This window comes from Arthrobacter sp. MMS24-T111 (assembly GCF_054888995.1).
In genome coordinates this window covers 3,834,744-3,849,156 of the sequence record NZ_JBTZRO010000001.1, presented here as the reverse complement: position 1 = coordinate 3,849,156, position 14,413 = coordinate 3,834,744, and the positions used below count along the sequence as shown (strand labels likewise).

Genomic DNA, 14,413 nt, shown 5'->3' with positions numbered 1-14,413 from the left:
TTCTGCCCTGCCGGAGCGCGGCCTTCCAGGCGCGCCCGCCGGGGTGGTTGGGGGCTATAGCTCAGCTGGTTAGAGCGCGGGACTCATAATCCTAAGGTCCTCGGTTCAAGTCCGAGTAGCCCTACCGCCACAAGTAGACCGCGGCCGACAATCCTTGTCGGCCGCGGTCTACTTGGTTAAAGCCCGGGAGTTCTTGGTTAACGGGCCACCCTCGGGTAAGTTACTGATCAGTAACATCCCGGCCGCCACCGCGGCCCGGTCAGCGCTGATCACCAAAGAAGGTACCCATGCCCACCTCTGCAGCCGATCCCCGTGAGCTTCCCTACGCCGACGGCGACTTCTTCGCTTTCGAGCAACTTCTCTCGGACAAGGAGCGCGACCGGCTGGCCGAAGTCAGGGACTTCCTGGCGCGAGAGGTCCGGCCGATTGCCGTGGATTGCTGGAACCGCGGCGAGTTTCCGATGGACCTGGTGCCCAAGCTCGCCGCCGTGGACTTGGTCAGCCCCGTCCGGCGGCAGGGCTACTCCAACCTTTTCGCAGGAATGCTGCACGCCGAGGCCACCCGGGCCGACGCCTCCATCGCCACCTTCCTGGGAGTGCACGACGGGCTGTTCACCGGATCCATCGAACTGCTGGCGTCCCCGGAACAGCAGGCCGAGTGGCTGCCGGACATTTATGCACTGAAGAAGATCGGCGCCTTCGGTCTGACCGAACCGCTGGGCGGCAGCGACGTTGCCGGCGGAACCCGGACCACAGCGCGCAAAGACGGTGACCGGTGGATACTGAACGGGGCCAAGCGGTGGATCGGCAACGCCACCTTTTCGGACTGGGTGGTGGTGTACGCCCGCGACGAGGCGGACAACCAGGTCAAGGGCTTCATGGTGGACACCTCGCTGCCCGGCTTCAGCGCCACTAAGATCGAAAACAAGATTTCCCTGCGCACCGTCCAGAACGCCGACATCGTCCTGGAGAACGTGGCGGTCCCCGGAGACTTCAAGCTCGCGAACGCCAACAGTTTCCGCGACGTCAACAAAGTCCTGAAGGTCACCCGCCTGGCCGTTGCCTGGCAGGCCGTGGGACTCCAGTTGGCAGCGTTCGACGTTGCCCGGAGCTACGCAGTGGAACGTCTGCAGTTCGGCCGGCCCCTGGCTTCCTTCCAGCTCGTCCAGGACCAGTTGGTGCGGATCCTCGGCAACGCGGTCAGCTCCATGGGCATGATGGTCCGGTTGTCGCAATTGGAGGACGACGGTGTGGCAAAGGACGAGCAGTCCGCCCTGGCCAAGGCCTTCGCCACTGCGCGTATGCGGGAGAGCGTGGCGCTGGGCCGGGGCATCCTCGGCGGCAACGGCATCGTGACCGACTTCGAGATGGCCAAGATCTTCGCCGACGCAGAGGCCATTTATTCCTACGAGGGGACCGCCGAGATCAACACCCTGGTCACGGGCCGGGCCATCACGGGCATCTCGGCCATCGTCTGATCCGCCGCCCGGCTGCGTTCCGGTCAGGGTGCACCGGCCAGTGGGAGCAGGATGGACGGGCGAAGGTCCAGGACGAACTGGAGCGGATTGACATACTGCTCCCCGTCCCTGACGCCCCAGTGCAGGCACGCCGCCAAGGGGCAGTGGCCGGGGACCACTGTGCCGACCACCTCGCCTGCCGCCACCGGCGTCCCAACGGCCAGCGGGCTGTCCACGGGTTCGAAACTGCTCCGCAGGCCATCGCCGTGGTCGATGGTGATCACGGGCCGGTCCACCACGACTCCGACGAAACTCACCGTCCCCGCCGCAGGGGACACCACGTCGGCGCCGGGCGAGGCGCCGCCAAGGTCGACGCCGCGGTGACCGCTGAGCCAGGGGAGCGGCGGGGGAGAGAAATAGCTCAGCACCGGCGGCTTCGGGGCAAGGGGCCAGCGCCAGGCTGCCGTGGCACCAGGTCCGGCAGCCGCCGTCGTGCCCCCGGCCCGCTGGAGTGGTGCCGCGCCGGACCCGGCGAAGCTGCCGGCCTCAACCGGGCCGCCTGCCGTCGCGGAGGCGCCGGCTTCAGCCGGACCGACTGCCGAAACAGGACCGACTGCCGACGGCGGCCCTGCCGATGCCATGGATGCCGGCAGCATCAGCACTGCTGCCAGGAGGATTGATCGTTTCATGGCACCAGCGTGCCCGGGGCGTTCCGCAGGCCGGGAGGGGGCAGTCCGGCTATGTGGATAAGCCGGCCAGGGCCCTGCCGGGACGGTCCGGCGCGCAGGGGTCCCTGTAGTACACTTGATGGAGCAGTTTGCTGCGCCCTCAACGCATCCCGTCCCAGTGGTTCACCCTCGTGGTGCCTTCCCCTGTCCGGATTGCGTCGGCACATCTCATTCAGGAGTGTGGGGGAACAGCGGCTGACTACGCGCATCCGGGCCTCCGGGACCCAACGCCACGGCGTTGGCCTTGGAGGACCGGTCTTCCTGCGGTCAGGGCTTTGGTCCTGATGGGACGGCCGGAGGATGCCAGGAGCAAGGCCCGTCCGGGCCACGCTGATCAACCGTCAACTATTGGCAGGGTAAGAAGCCTTCGGGGTTTCTCATGAATGACCTGCCGGAAAATAAGGAGCGTCGGAATGCCCGTCGTAACCATGCGCCAGCTGCTTGACAGCGGCGTCCACTTTGGACACCAGACCCGCCGTTGGAACCCGAAGATGAAGCGCTTCATCTTCACCGAGCGCAACGGCATCTACATCATCGACCTGCAGCAGTCGCTGTCCTACATCGACCGCGCCTACGAGTTCGTCAAGGCCACTGTTGCCCACGGCGGCACCGTGCTGTTCGTCGGTACCAAGAAGCAGGCCCAGGAAGCAATCGCAGAGCAGGCAACCCGCGTGGGCCAGCCCTACGTGAACCAGCGGTGGCTCGGCGGTATGCTGACCAACTTCCAGACGGTCGCCAAGCGTATCCAGCGCATGAAGGAACTCGAAGAGATCGACTTCGACGACGTCGCCGGTTCCGCTTACACCAAGAAGGAGCTCCTGCTCCTCAAGCGTGAACTGACCAAGCTCGAGTCCAACCTCGGCGGTATCCGCAACCTGACCAAGGCTCCGTCCGTGCTCTGGGTTGTCGACACCAAGAAGGAACACCTCGCCGTTGACGAGGCCAAGAAGCTGAACATCCCGGTTGTTGCCATCCTGGACACCAACTGCGATCCCGACGAAGTCGACTTCCCGATCCCGGGCAACGACGACGCCATCCGCTCCGTGAACCTCCTGACCCGCGTTGTCGCCGACGCCGTCGCCGAGGGCCTCATCGCCCGCAACAACCGCGGCACCGGCACCACCGAAGCTCCGGAAGAGCCCCTGGCCGAGTGGGAGCGCGAGCTCCTCGAAGGCAACAAGGCAGAAGCTGCTGCTGCTCCGGCCGAGAACGCTGAAGCTCCGGCCGCCGAGGCTCCCGCCGCTGAAGCTCCCGCCGAAGACGCCAAGTAACACACGTCAATCCGGATTCTCCGCGCTGTCCGCAGCCGGAGCTGCTGACAGGATGGCAGCCCACGCCCGTGGGCTGCCGTCCTGTCGGTCCGTACACCACCAAACATTTCTAGACAGAGGGGTTCACATGGCGAACTACACTGCCGCTGACATCAAGGCCCTGCGCGAGCGCACCGGCGCCGGCATGATGGACGTCAAGAAGGCTCTTGACGAAGCCAACGGTGACGCCGAGAAGGCCATCGAGATCATCCGCATCAAGGGCCTGAAGGGCGCTACCAAGCGTGAAGGCCGCTCCACCGCCGAAGGCCTGGTGGCCGCAAAGGTCAGCAACGGCGTCGGCGTCATGATCGAGGTCAACTGCGAGACCGACTTCGTTGCCAAGGCTGACAAGTTCATCCAGCTGGCCGACAAGGTCCTGGCCGTCGCCGTCGAGTCCGGCGCTGCCGACCTCGAAACCCTGCTCGCCACCGATGTCGACGGCAAGCCGCTGTCCGAGGTCGTCGTCGAAGAGGGTGCCATCCTGGGTGAGAAGGTTGTGGTTCGCCGCATCTCCCGCATCGAGGGTGCAACGGTCGACGCTTACCTGCACAAGACCTCCAAGGACCTCCCGGCCCAGGTCGGCGTGCTGTTCGCCGTTGACGGTGAAGGCGAAGCCGCAGCCACCGCTGCCCACGACGTCGCCGTCCACATCGCCGCGATGGCTCCGAACTACCTCACCCGTGAGGACGTTCCCGCCGATCTCGTCGAGTCCGAGCGCCGCATCGCCGAGGAAACCGCCAAGGCGGAAGGCAAGCCTGAGGCAGCCCTCACCAAGATCGTTGAAGGCCGCGTGACGGGCTTCTACAAGGGCGAGGTCCTGGTTGACCAGGCATTCGCCAAGGACGCCAAGAAGTCCGTGGCACAGATCCTCGAAGAGGCCGGTGTCAAGGGAACTGCGTTTACGCGTTTCCGCGTCGGCTCCTAGTCGAAACTGCAAGGGGTGGCCACTTCGGTGGCCGCCCCTTTTGCATGCGCCCAATCCGCTGGAAACGCAGCGGCAAGCGCGGCCGGTTCCGAGCACGGGACCCGGCAGGATACCCTTTTTTCAGAATCACCAACGGGAAGGCATCATGGAAGCCGTCAACACTGACATGCATTCAGAGAAGAGCAAGCGGCGGGTCCTCCTGAAGCTCTCCGGCGAGGTCTTCGGCGGCGGGAAACTGGGTGTCGACCCCGAGACCGTCCGAGACGTCGCCAAGCAGATCGCAGCGGCCGTCCCCCAGGTTGAGGTGGCCATCGTGGTAGGCGGCGGCAACTTCTTCCGCGGCGCAGAGTTGTCCCAGAGCGGCATGGACCGCTCCCGCGCCGACTACATGGGCATGCTGGGAACCGTCATGAACTGCCTCGCCCTCCAGGACTTCCTGGAGCAGGCCGGAGTGGAAACCCGCGTCCAGAGCGCCATCACCATGGGCCAGGTGGCCGAGGCCTACATTCCGCGCCGCGCCATCCGCCACATGGAAAAGGGCCGCGTGGTCATTTTCGGCGCCGGCGCCGGCCTGCCCTACTTCTCCACCGACACGGTGGCCGCCCAGCGGGCCCTGGAAGTCCACGCCGACGTCGTCCTGATGGCCAAGAGCGGAGTGGACGCCGTCTACACGGCCGACCCCAAGAAAGACCCCAGCGCCGAACGCCTCGAAACCCTCAGCTACGACGATGCACTGCGCCGCGACATCCGGGTCATGGACCAGACAGCCATGACCATGTGCAAGGACAACGACCTCTCGATGGTCGTCTTCGGCATGGAGGGTGAAGGCAACGTCACCCGCGCCATCCTCGGCGAGAAGCTGGGCACGCTGGTCACCGCCTAGCTCCGGCTAGGATGATTTCAGGACAGTTCCGTCCCCGCCTGCGACGGCGGGGACGGAGACAGCAACAAAGAACCACGTGAGTGCAACCGGCGCGATCGGACTGCACCAGAACCGTCAGGAGAGACCGTGATCGAAGAAACCTTGCTCGAAGCCGAAGAAAAGATGGACAAGGCGGTAGAGGTAGCCAAGGAAGACTTCGCTTCCGTCCGCACCGGCCGCGCCAACCCCGGCCTGTACAACAAGGTCCTGGTGGAGTACTACGGATCGCCCACGCCGCTGCAGCAGCTCGCCTCGTTCGCCATCCCGGACGCCCGCACCATCCTGATCACCCCGTTCGACAAGACCGCCCTCCGGGACATCGAACGCGCCCTGAGCGACTCCGAGGTTGGCGCCAATCCGTCCAACGACGGCAACGTCATCCGGATCACCATTCCTGAGCTGACCAAGGAACGCCGCAAGGAATACGTGAAGATCGTCAAGACCAAGGGCGAGGACGCGAAGATCTCCATCCGCAACATCCGCCGCAAGGCGAAGGAAACGCTGGACCGCCTGGTCAAGGACGGCGAAGCCGGCGAGGACGAAGGCAGCCGGGCCGAGAAGGAACTGGACAGCCTCACCAAGGCCCACGTGGACGGCATCGACGAACTGCTCAAGCGCAAGGAAGCAGAGCTGCTCGAAGTCTGATGGGCCAGGCAGATCAGGCCCCCGCTTCACGGGCCCGCACACGGGGGAAGCAGCCCAGGAGCAACCCGACACCGAAGGCCGGGCGGAACCTGCCCGCCGCCGTCGTGGTTGGCCTGGCCATGCTGCTGGGCGTGCTGGGCGGCCTGCTGTTCCTCCCGCTGGCGTTCGTAGCGATCGTCACCGCTTTCGCAGTCTTCGGCGTCTGGGAAATCTACCGTGCGCTGGAGGCCAACGGAACCAGGATGCCCATCGTGCCGGTCATGACCGGTACGGTGGCCCTGCCGTTCGCCGCCTACTTCGGCGGCATTGAGAGCCAGCTCTTCGCCCTCCTGCTCAGCGCCGTGGCCGTCCTGCTGTGGCGGTCGATCGAAAGCGCCGCAGGATCGGCCAACAGCATCTTCGCCGGCGTCTTCACGCTGGGCTGGGTTCCGTTCTTCATCAGCTTCGCGGCACTGCCGCTGCACGCGGCCGGAACCATCCCGCTGGGGCTGTGGCCAGGCGGCCTGGCGCCCATCGGTGCCTGGGAGATTGCGGTAATGCTCCTGCTGGTGGTCTCGAACGACACCTTTGGCTACCTGGTGGGAGCGTCCATCGGGAAGCACCCCATGGCGCCCAAGATCAGCCCCAAGAAGTCCTGGGAGGGCTTCGCCGGATCGGCAGTCGGCGCCATGCTGATCGGCGTCCTGGCCGCCATCTTCATACTGGACAAGCCGTGGTGGGTGGGCGTGGTCCTCGCGGTGGGAACCGTGGCCGCCTCCACCGCCGGAGACCTGGCCGAGTCCATGGTCAAGCGTGAACTTGGCGTCAAGGACATGAGCAGCATCCTGCCCGGGCACGGCGGCGTGATGGACCGGCTGGACTCCATCGTCTTCGCCTCGCCCGTGGCCTTCATCCTGTACGGACTCGTGGCCGGCGCCTGAGGGATGCCCCGGGCGCGGGGCAGTGAAGAAGAAAGCGGCCCCAGGCGGGGCGCCCGTGACACACACCGGGGCCGGGGGGTTGCACCTTCCCCGGCACCTTAAACTGGTGCGGAAGCACTACGGCTGAAGAGCATTGAAGGAATCAAAGTGGCATTGGACATTCATCGGCAGATCCCTGCGTCCTTTGAGCGCGTGCAGCGCAGTGAGTACGGCTACAACGCCAAGCAGGTGGACCAGTTCCTGCAGCGGGCCCGGGTCTCCTTGGAAACGCCCGAGGCGGCGAGCGAGCCCGTCAACAGCTCCGACGTCAGGGCCGTGTCCTTCGACCCCGTCAAGGGAGGCTACTCCGCCTCTGTGGTGGACGCCGCGCTGGACCGGCTTGAAGACGCGTTCGCCCGCCGGGAGCGGGATGAGCTGATTGCCGCCCGTGGCGAGGAGGCCTGGCTGCGCGAAATCGGAAGCCTCTCGGGTATCCTCCGCGGACGGCTGCACCGGCCGGACGGCGAGCGCTTCCGCCGGCCCACCAAGAAGAAGGCCCGCAGCTACAACACGGCCGACGTCGACCGGTTGTGCCGCGAACTCGTCGCCTACCTGGAGCAGGACAAGCCGCTGAGCGTGGACAGCGTCCGGCGTGCGGTATTCCGCCCGGCCGTGGGCCGCGACGGCTACGAAGAGTCCCAGGTGGACGCCTTCCTGGACCGGGTGGTCGAACTCATGGCGGCCATCGACTAGCGAAGGCCTCCGGGAGGCCGCTAACCCCCGGCCGGAGGGGTGGGGGAGAGCGGGCTGAACCGCCGCCACACCTCCCGGTAGCTGCGGTAGCCGCGCACGGCGGACACTGCCAGGAACCCGGCACCGCACACGGCTCCCGCCACCGTCGCGGCCGCGGTGCCCCCACCCGCCAGCGAGACCAGCAGCCCGGCAAAGATGGCAATCAAGGCAGCGTTCGCCGTCGTCATGAAAATCATGCTGCTTCCGGCCACGTGGCTGAACGTGCCTCGGTGGCCGAAGAAATAGTACGTCTGGACGGAGCCTGCCTCGTCGTCGTGGTAGGACGCCATCAGGTAGGGGGCCACGCCCGGGTCGAGGTCAACATACGCGGCCCGCAGGCGGTTCATGGCCGTGACGTACATCAGGTCCTCGTGGGCCACGTTCATGACCCGGAGCTGGGTCAGCAGGCCAATAGCGGTGTCGATGAACAGCACCACGACGGCCAAGAGCACGAAGGGTTCCGAGAATCCCGTCGCCTGGCCCACCAGGGCAACACTGACAACGCTCGCGGAAGTGAACGTCAGGAACATGCTGATCCGCGTCAGGACCTCGCTTTGGGCGGTGCTCCGGGATGCCAGCAGGCCCCAGTGTTCCGTGGCGAGCAGCTGCGCCCTTACGGAGGCAGGGACTGCGCCTTGCCGGCGGGACGGCCCGCCGTCCTCGATGGACATGGCGTTATTGTCCACCCGATCACCGTTCAGTTGCCAGCGGCCTTTCCGGGGTGTGCAGGCGCGTCATGGTCCGCGGCATGGTTGCGGGAATACGGTGGGCCGTGGCACGGGAGACCAGGACCATGACGGCAAAGGCCGTGGGCACGCTCCAGGCGGCAGGCTGGGCAAGCCAGGCCGGCGTCTGCCCGGAACCGGCCAGCGCCAGTGATCCGGCGATCATCGCCCCGCCGCAAAGCACGCCGCCCGTCACCATGCCGGCGACCGCGCCTGCGTCCGTCAGGCCGCGCCACCAGATGCCCAGCAGGAGGACCGGGCACACCGTCGAGGCAGTAAACGCGAACACCAGTCCCACGCTTCCGGCCAGGGCCAGGGAGTCGGTCATGAAGGCGAAGGACAGCGGCACGACGGCGGATATGACGGCGGCGAGCCGGAACCCGCGGACGCTTCCGCCCAGGACGTCCTGGCTGATGACGCCGGCCAGGGAGACCACCAGGCCCGAGGTGGTGGAGAGGAACGCGGCGAAGGCCCCGGCCACCACCAGGGCGGAGAGCAGGCTGCCCGCCGTGCCGCCCAGGAATTCACCGGGGAGCCGCAGGACCATGGCGTCCGGCTGGCCGGAACGTGCCAGGTCCGGGGCGAACATCCGCGCCACCAGGCCGTACGCGGTGGGAAACAGGTAGAACACGGACAGCAGCCCCAGGACGATCAGCGTGGTGCGCCTAGCGGTGTGCCCGTCCGGGTTGGTGTAGAAACGCACCAGGACGTGCGGGAGCCCCAGCGTCCCGAAGAGCAATGCCACCAGGAGGGAAACATTCTGGTAGGGGCCCGCCGGGGCCGCTCCGGTGGGGTTGACGGCGGCCGGTGCCAGCGGTTGCGTGCCGTGGCCGGCCAGCACGAACACGATGAACAGGATGGGCACGGCCAGCGCCGTCAGCTTGAGCCAGTACTGGAATGCCTGCACGAACGTGATGGACCGCATCCCGCCCGCTGCCACGGTCAGGCACACCACCACCACGGCGGCCACCGAGCCGACCCAGGACGGCAGGCCCGTGGTGATGCGGATGGTCAGGGCCGCGCCATGGAGTTGCGGCACGATATACAGCCAGCCGACCATCACCACCACCAGGCTGGTCACCTTCCGGACGGTCCGTGACGCCAGCCTGGATTCCGTGAAGTCCGGGATGGTGTACGCCCCGGACCGGCGCAGCGGCGCGGCGACGAAAAGCAGCAGCATCAGGTAGCCCGCCGTGTACCCCACGGGGAACCACAGGGCGTCGGTCCCGGACAGCAGGATCAGCCCGGCCACGCCAAGGAAGCTGGCGGCGGACAGGTATTCGCCGCCGATCGCGGACGCGTTCCACCATGGCCGCACCGTCCGCGATGCAACGTAGAAGTCTCCCGTGGTGCGCGAGATGCGGAGCCCGTAGAACCCGATGATTGCCGTGGCGAGGGACACCACCGCGACCGCTGTGATGGCGACCCCGGCGTTCACTGCGGCACCGCCGGGCCGCCGCGTGCCGCCGGGTTCATTGTTCGCCGGCCAGGTCGCGGTAGCGCGCCTCATTGCGGGCCGCGCTCCTGACATACAGCCACGCGCTCAAGCCGATGACCGGGTAGATGCCGAGGCCCAGCAGGAGCCAGTCGAACGGGATGCCGGCGATCCTGGTGTCGGCAAGGCCGGGAACCGCGACCAGCACCAGCGGGAACGCGGCCAGGATGAGCAGGAAGCCGCCGGCGACAACCAGCGCCAGCCGCAGCTGAGAGCGGATCAGGGAACGCACGAATACCTGGCCAACCTCGGAGTCCTGGGCGGCTTCGCGTGATTCCAGCGGGCGTGGTCCGCCGCGCCCGGGGCCGCCGGGGGAGGCGTGCGGGGCGGTAACCCGGACCCTGGTCATGCGTGCGGCCTGATCCGGGTGGCTTCCAGCTTCTCCCGCACGGTGGGCAGGTGGCGCCGGCTGATGGGCAGCCCGGCCCCGGCCACGGTCACGCGGGGCCCGTCGGTTGCCAGCTTCATGGAGGACACATGCTTCAGCGCCACCAGGTAGGAGCGGTGCGTCCGGATGAATCCGGCATCCGCCCACTGCTGTTCCAGGTCGGCCAGGGGCACCCGGATCAGGTAGCTGGCGTCGGCGGTGTGAAGGCGGGCATAGTCGCCCTGCGCCTGGACATACGTGACGTCGTCCCGCCGGATCATCCTGGTGGTACCGCCCTGGTCCACCGTGATCATCTCCGGCGCGCTGCCGCCGTCGCGCAGTTCACTGATCCGCCCCACGGAGCGGGCCAGGCGTTCGGTGCGGACGGGCTTGAGCAGGTAGTCGACGGCGGCCAGTTCGAACGCTGCCAGGGCGTGGTCCTCGTCGGCGGTGACGAATACAACTGCCGGGGGATTGCTGCTCCGGGCAATGAAGCCGGCGATGTCCAGGCCGGACACGGCGGGCATGTGAATGTCCAGGAACACGGCGTCGATGCCGCCGCCGGCCAAAGCTGCAAGGGCTTCCGCGCCGGACGTTGCCCGCAGCACCTTGCCGATGCGCTCATCCCTGCCCAGCAGGAAAGCCAGTTCCTCAACGGCGGGCAGCTCATCATCAACGACGAGGACGTTAATCATGCTCCTAGGGTACTTCCAGCGGCGGGAGCCGCCTCACGCGTCATGGCCGGGCTGGGACTTGGGTACCCGCATGGTGATCAGGGTTCCCTCGCCCGGCGCTGTTTCCACCACCAGCCCGTGGTCGTTGCCGTACACCTGCCGGAGCCGGGCGTCGACGTTCCGCAGCCCCACGTGGTCCCCGTCGGTGTGGCCGGCCAGCACGGACCGGAGCTGTTCCGGATCCATCCCCACGCCGTCGTCCTCGATGGTGACTTCGGCGAAGGCACCGGCGTCCTCGGCGGTGATGCTGATGTGGCCGGGCCCCGCTTTGGCCTCAAGCCCGTGCCGGACGGCATTCTCCACCAGCGGCTGCAGGCTCAGGAAGGGGATGACCGTGCTGAGGACCTCGGGGGCCACGCGCAGGCTGACCTGGACGCGTTCGCCAAACCGGGCCCGTTCCAGCAGCAGGTAGCGGTCAATGCACCGGAGTTCCTCGGCGAGGGTGGTGAAGTCGCCGTGCCGCCGGAAGGAGTACCGGGTGAAGTCGGCAAACTCCACCACCAGCTCCCTGGCCCGCTCGGGATCCGTGTTGATGAACGAGGCGATGGCGTTCAGCGAGTTGTAGATGAAGTGCGGGCTGATCTGCGCTCGCAGCGCCCGCACTTCCGCCTCCATCAGCAGAGTGCGTGACGCGTCCAGCTCTGCGAGTTCCACCTGGACCGCCACCCAGTCGGCCACTTCCCCCGTGGCACGGACGAGGCCGGCGCCGGCGGTGGGGGCGAACGCCGCCACCGCGCCTACGACGCGGATGCCTGCCCGCATCGGGGCGATGACCGCGGCCAGGGGCCCGCCGGTTCCCTCCGCGCCTGCCGGAAGCACGGCGGCCCGGCCTGATTCCATGGCGCCGGCGGCGAGCTGCATCAGCCGCGGCCGGATCTCCTCGGCGCCCCCATCCCAGGCCAGGACGCCGGACGTGTCGGTAATGGCCAACGCGTCGCAGCCGAGCAGGGAGCGAAGCTGGCGGGCGGCCTTCGCGGCCCCTGACGGGTTCAGCCCGCGGCGCAGGTGCTGGCCTGCCTGGGAGGCGGCGTGCAGCGTGTGGTAGGTGGCGCGCTCGGCGTCGGTGCCCAGCTCCCTGAAGGAACGGAGCACCTTCAGGCCCACACCGACGACGACGGCAATGGCCATGGCGATCACCGCCACTGCCGCGGCGGTCAGGAGGGGGGAGTCCGGCATGGTGCCCAGCGTAGCGGCGGGTGCCGTTTGCCGCAGCATCGCAGCCGTTGAGCGACCCCGCGCCGCGTAGTTCTGGAATACCGCGCCGGACAGGCCGCAGAGTGATTGCAGTCACATCTGCGGTTTCCCTGGCAGTGTTCCCGGGCAGTTTCCTGCCGCGGGCCCTGCCGCCCGGTGTGTACCCGCATGACTCAATGAGGAGGAACGATGGGTAACGAGGCCCATACTCCGGACGCAGCGGCGTCCGTGGACTTCGAGCAAGTCCAGTCGACCGGGCAGTTCCAGGAACTGCGCAGGCGTCACCGCAGCTTTGTCTTCCCCATGGCAGTGGCCTTCCTGCTGTGGTACTTCGCCTACGTCCTGTTGGCCGATTACGCGGTGGACTTCATGTCCACCAAGGTTTGGGGCAACATCAACGTCGGCCTGATCCTGGGGCTGCTCCAGTTCGTCTCGACCTTCGCCATCACCGGCTGGTACGTGCACTACTCCAACCGGAAACTGGACCCGATCGCCACCGAAATCAGGAACGAGATCGAGGGGCACGAATTCGACAAGGACGGACATCGAGTGGGCGGAGCCAGCAAATGATCGCAATCCCAGCGGCGGTGGACGTTGCCGCCCTCAAGGACACCACCCTCTTGAACATGGGCATCTTCGGCCTGTTCGTGGCCGTGACCATGGTGATCGTGTTCCGTGCCAGCCGGAACAACAAGACCGCCGCCGACTACTACGCCGCGGGCCGGTCCTTCACCGGCTCGCAGAACGGCACCGCCATCGCCGGGGACTACCTGTCGGCGGCATCCTTCCTGGGCATCACCGGCGCCATCGCCATCAACGGCTATGACGGCTTCATGTACTCCATCGGCTTCCTCGTGGCGTGGCTCGTGGCGCTGCTCCTGGTGGCCGAACTGCTGCGCAACACCGGTAAATTCACCATGGCGGACGTCCTGTCCTTCCGGCTGAAGCAGCGCCCGGTCCGGATTGCGGCGGCCATCTCCACCCTTGCCGTCTGCTTCTTCTACCTGCTGGCCCAGATGGCCGGTGCGGGAAGCCTGATCTCCCTCCTGCTGGGCATCAGTGACTGGGGCGGACAGGCGCTGGTGATCATCGTCGTCGGCGCCCTCATGATCATGTACGTCCTGATCGGCGGCATGAAGGGCACCACGTGGGTGCAGATCATCAAGGCCATGCTGCTGATCGCCGGCGCCGCCGTCATGACGCTGTGGGTCCTGGCCATCTACGGCTTCAACCTCTCCGCCCTCCTGGGCGGCGCCGTGGAGACCGCCAACAACCCGGCCGTCCTGAACCCCGGCCTGCAGTACGGCAAGACGGAAACCTCCAAGCTGGACTTCATGTCCCTGGGCCTGGCCCTGGTCTTGGGCACGGCAGCCCTGCCCCACGTGCTGATGCGCTTCTACACCGTGCCCACGGCCAAGGAGGCCCGGAAATCCGTGGTGTGGTCCATCTGGCTGATCGGCCTGTTCTACCTCTTCACCCTGGTGCTGGGCTACGGCGCAGCCGCCCTGGTGGGCGCTGACACCATCAAGAGCGCCCCCGGCGGCGTCAACGCGGCCGCCCCGCTGCTGGCCTTCCACCTGGGCGGCCCGCTGCTGCTCGGCTTCATCTCCGCAGTTGCGTTCGCCACCATCCTGGCCGTGGTGGCCGGGCTGACCATCACCGCCGCGGCTTCCTTCGCGCACGACATCTACGCCAACGTCATCGCCAAGGGCAACGCCGACGCCGCCACGGAAGTCCGGGTGGCCCGGCGCACCGTGGTGGTGATCGGCATCCTGGCCATCCTGGGCGGCATCTTCGCCAACGGCCAGAACGTGGCCTTCCTGGTGGCGCTGGCCTTCGCCGTGGCCGCGTCCGCCAACCTGCCCACCATCATCTACTCGCTGTTCTGGCGGAAATTCACCACCCAGGGCGCGGTGTGGAGCATGTACGGCGGCCTGGCGTCGGCGATCCTGCTCATCGTTTTCTCCCCGGTGGTTTCCGGTGCCAAGACCTCGATGATTCCGGGCGCCAACTTCGCCCTCTTCCCGCTCAGCAACCCGGGCATCGTGTCCATCCCGCTGGCATTCCTGCTGGGCTGGCTGGGCACCACGCTGGACAAGCGGCGCGAGGACCCGGCCAAGCAGGCCGAAATGGAAGTGCGCTCGCTGACGGGCATCGGGGCTGAAAAGGCGGTGGACCACTAACTGACGCCGGGCAGCCCGGAACACGGAAGAGCCTCCA

General features: G+C 67.1%; 15 protein-coding genes and 1 tRNA gene. 10 read left to right on the top strand and 6 right to left on the bottom strand.

From position 1 onward, the window contains the following. Positions 1 to 50 precede the first annotated feature (50 nt). Both ACX5I6_RS18055 and ACX5I6_RS18050 read left to right on the top strand, forming a co-directional pair. Positions 51 to 124 (top strand) — tRNA-Ile (locus ACX5I6_RS18055). 163 nt (positions 125 to 287) lie between these two features. After that, positions 288 to 1,478 (top strand): acyl-CoA dehydrogenase family protein, encoded by a 1,191-nt coding sequence (locus tag ACX5I6_RS18050; protein ID WP_461841360.1) that lies wholly within the window; start codon positions 288 to 290, stop codon positions 1,476 to 1,478. 23 nt (positions 1,479 to 1,501) lie between these two features. Here the strand turns inward: ACX5I6_RS18050 and ACX5I6_RS18045 are convergent, their stop codons facing one another. Then, positions 1,502 to 2,146, bottom strand: coding sequence for a M23 family metallopeptidase (locus ACX5I6_RS18045; RefSeq protein ID WP_461841359.1), 645 nt, complete (start codon positions 2,144 to 2,146; stop codon positions 1,502 to 1,504). A 452-nt stretch (positions 2,147 to 2,598) separates the two neighbouring features. Between ACX5I6_RS18045 and rpsB the strand changes: the two genes are divergently transcribed. The 6 genes from rpsB (at position 2,599) to ACX5I6_RS18015 (ending at position 7,639) form a co-directional block, all read left to right on the top strand. After that, positions 2,599 to 3,456, top strand: a complete 858-nt coding sequence (gene rpsB / locus ACX5I6_RS18040) for a 30S ribosomal protein S2 (RefSeq protein ID WP_461841358.1) — start codon at positions 2,599 to 2,601, stop codon at positions 3,454 to 3,456. Between the two features lie 127 nt (positions 3,457 to 3,583). After that, positions 3,584 to 4,420 (top strand): translation elongation factor Ts, encoded by an 837-nt coding sequence (tsf, locus tag ACX5I6_RS18035; RefSeq protein ID WP_018763429.1) that lies wholly within the window; start codon positions 3,584 to 3,586, stop codon positions 4,418 to 4,420. A gap of 145 nt (positions 4,421 to 4,565) precedes the next feature. Then, entirely contained in the window at positions 4,566 to 5,303 is a 738-nt protein-coding gene (gene pyrH, locus ACX5I6_RS18030) for a UMP kinase (RefSeq protein WP_018763430.1), read from the top strand. A gap of 126 nt (positions 5,304 to 5,429) precedes the next feature. After that, entirely contained in the window at positions 5,430 to 5,987 is a 558-nt protein-coding gene (gene frr / locus ACX5I6_RS18025; protein ID WP_018763431.1) for a ribosome recycling factor, read from the top strand. Further along, entirely contained in the window at positions 5,987 to 6,907 is a 921-nt protein-coding gene (locus ACX5I6_RS18020; RefSeq protein WP_285248147.1) for a phosphatidate cytidylyltransferase, read from the top strand. The genes frr and ACX5I6_RS18020 overlap by 1 nt, the downstream gene beginning before the upstream one ends. 147 nt (positions 6,908 to 7,054) lie before the next feature. Beyond that, a complete protein-coding gene (locus ACX5I6_RS18015; protein ID WP_285248146.1) occupies positions 7,055 to 7,639 on the top strand; it encodes a DivIVA domain-containing protein in 585 nt (194 codons plus the stop codon). 20 nt (positions 7,640 to 7,659) lie between these two features. Here the strand turns inward: ACX5I6_RS18015 and ACX5I6_RS18010 are convergent, their stop codons facing one another. From ACX5I6_RS18010 to ACX5I6_RS17990, 5 genes are read right to left on the bottom strand one after another with little or no spacing between them, the layout of a single operon-like run. Continuing rightward, a complete protein-coding gene (locus ACX5I6_RS18010; RefSeq protein WP_461841752.1) occupies positions 7,660 to 8,349 on the bottom strand; it encodes a hypothetical protein in 690 nt (229 codons plus the stop codon). A 19-nt stretch (positions 8,350 to 8,368) separates the two neighbouring features. Then, the gene (locus tag ACX5I6_RS18005; RefSeq protein WP_461841751.1) at positions 8,369 to 9,841 is read right to left on the bottom strand and encodes a sodium/solute symporter; all 1,473 of its coding nucleotides are present in this window, start codon (positions 9,839 to 9,841) and stop codon (positions 8,369 to 8,371) included. A gap of 34 nt (positions 9,842 to 9,875) precedes the next feature. Continuing rightward, entirely contained in the window at positions 9,876 to 10,247 is a 372-nt protein-coding gene (locus tag ACX5I6_RS18000) for a DUF485 domain-containing protein (RefSeq protein ID WP_461841357.1), read from the bottom strand. Then, complete coding sequence (locus tag ACX5I6_RS17995) at positions 10,244 to 10,960, bottom strand: LytR/AlgR family response regulator transcription factor (RefSeq protein ID WP_461841356.1); 717 nt, start codon at positions 10,958 to 10,960, stop codon at positions 10,244 to 10,246. Before ACX5I6_RS17995 ends, ACX5I6_RS18000 begins: the two co-directional genes overlap by 4 nt. 33 nt (positions 10,961 to 10,993) lie before the next feature. After that, positions 10,994 to 12,175 carry a sensor histidine kinase gene (locus ACX5I6_RS17990; RefSeq protein ID WP_461841355.1) on the bottom strand — a complete coding sequence of 394 codons (1,182 nt, stop codon included), beginning with the start codon at positions 12,173 to 12,175 and terminating at the stop codon, positions 10,994 to 10,996. A gap of 207 nt (positions 12,176 to 12,382) precedes the next feature. Between ACX5I6_RS17990 and ACX5I6_RS17985 the strand changes: the two genes are divergently transcribed. Together ACX5I6_RS17985 and ACX5I6_RS17980 are read left to right on the top strand one after the other, a co-directional pair. Beyond that, complete coding sequence (locus ACX5I6_RS17985) at positions 12,383 to 12,763, top strand: DUF485 domain-containing protein (protein WP_285248140.1); 381 nt, start codon at positions 12,383 to 12,385, stop codon at positions 12,761 to 12,763. Continuing rightward, on the top strand, positions 12,760 to 14,376 hold the full coding sequence (locus tag ACX5I6_RS17980; protein WP_461841354.1) for a solute symporter family protein: 1,617 nt from the start codon (positions 12,760 to 12,762) through the stop codon (positions 14,374 to 14,376). The genes ACX5I6_RS17985 and ACX5I6_RS17980 overlap by 4 nt, the downstream gene beginning before the upstream one ends. Positions 14,377 to 14,413 lie beyond the last annotated feature (37 nt).

Coding starts and splice junctions, on each gene's coding strand:
- ACX5I6_RS18000 (WP_461841357.1), bottom strand. CDS start 10,247: ATGACCAGGGTCCGGGTTACCGCCCCGCACGCCTCCCCCGGCGGCCCC.
- rpsB (WP_461841358.1), top strand. CDS start 2,599: ATGCCCGTCGTAACCATGCGCCAGCTGCTTGACAGCGGCGTCCACTTT.
- ACX5I6_RS17995 (WP_461841356.1), bottom strand. CDS start 10,960: ATGATTAACGTCCTCGTCGTTGATGATGAGCTGCCCGCCGTTGAGGAA.
- pyrH (WP_018763430.1), top strand. CDS start 4,566: ATGGAAGCCGTCAACACTGACATGCATTCAGAGAAGAGCAAGCGGCGG.
- ACX5I6_RS18045 (WP_461841359.1), bottom strand. CDS start 2,146: ATGAAACGATCAATCCTCCTGGCAGCAGTGCTGATGCTGCCGGCATCC.
- ACX5I6_RS18050 (WP_461841360.1), top strand. CDS start 288: ATGCCCACCTCTGCAGCCGATCCCCGTGAGCTTCCCTACGCCGACGGC.
- ACX5I6_RS17985 (WP_285248140.1), top strand. CDS start 12,383: ATGGGTAACGAGGCCCATACTCCGGACGCAGCGGCGTCCGTGGACTTC.
- ACX5I6_RS17990 (WP_461841355.1), bottom strand. CDS start 12,175: ATGCCGGACTCCCCCCTCCTGACCGCCGCGGCAGTGGCGGTGATCGCC.
- ACX5I6_RS18010 (WP_461841752.1), bottom strand. CDS start 8,349: ATGTCCATCGAGGACGGCGGGCCGTCCCGCCGGCAAGGCGCAGTCCCT.
- ACX5I6_RS18020 (WP_285248147.1), top strand. CDS start 5,987: ATGGGCCAGGCAGATCAGGCCCCCGCTTCACGGGCCCGCACACGGGGG.
- ACX5I6_RS17980 (WP_461841354.1), top strand. CDS start 12,760: ATGATCGCAATCCCAGCGGCGGTGGACGTTGCCGCCCTCAAGGACACC.
- tsf (WP_018763429.1), top strand. CDS start 3,584: ATGGCGAACTACACTGCCGCTGACATCAAGGCCCTGCGCGAGCGCACC.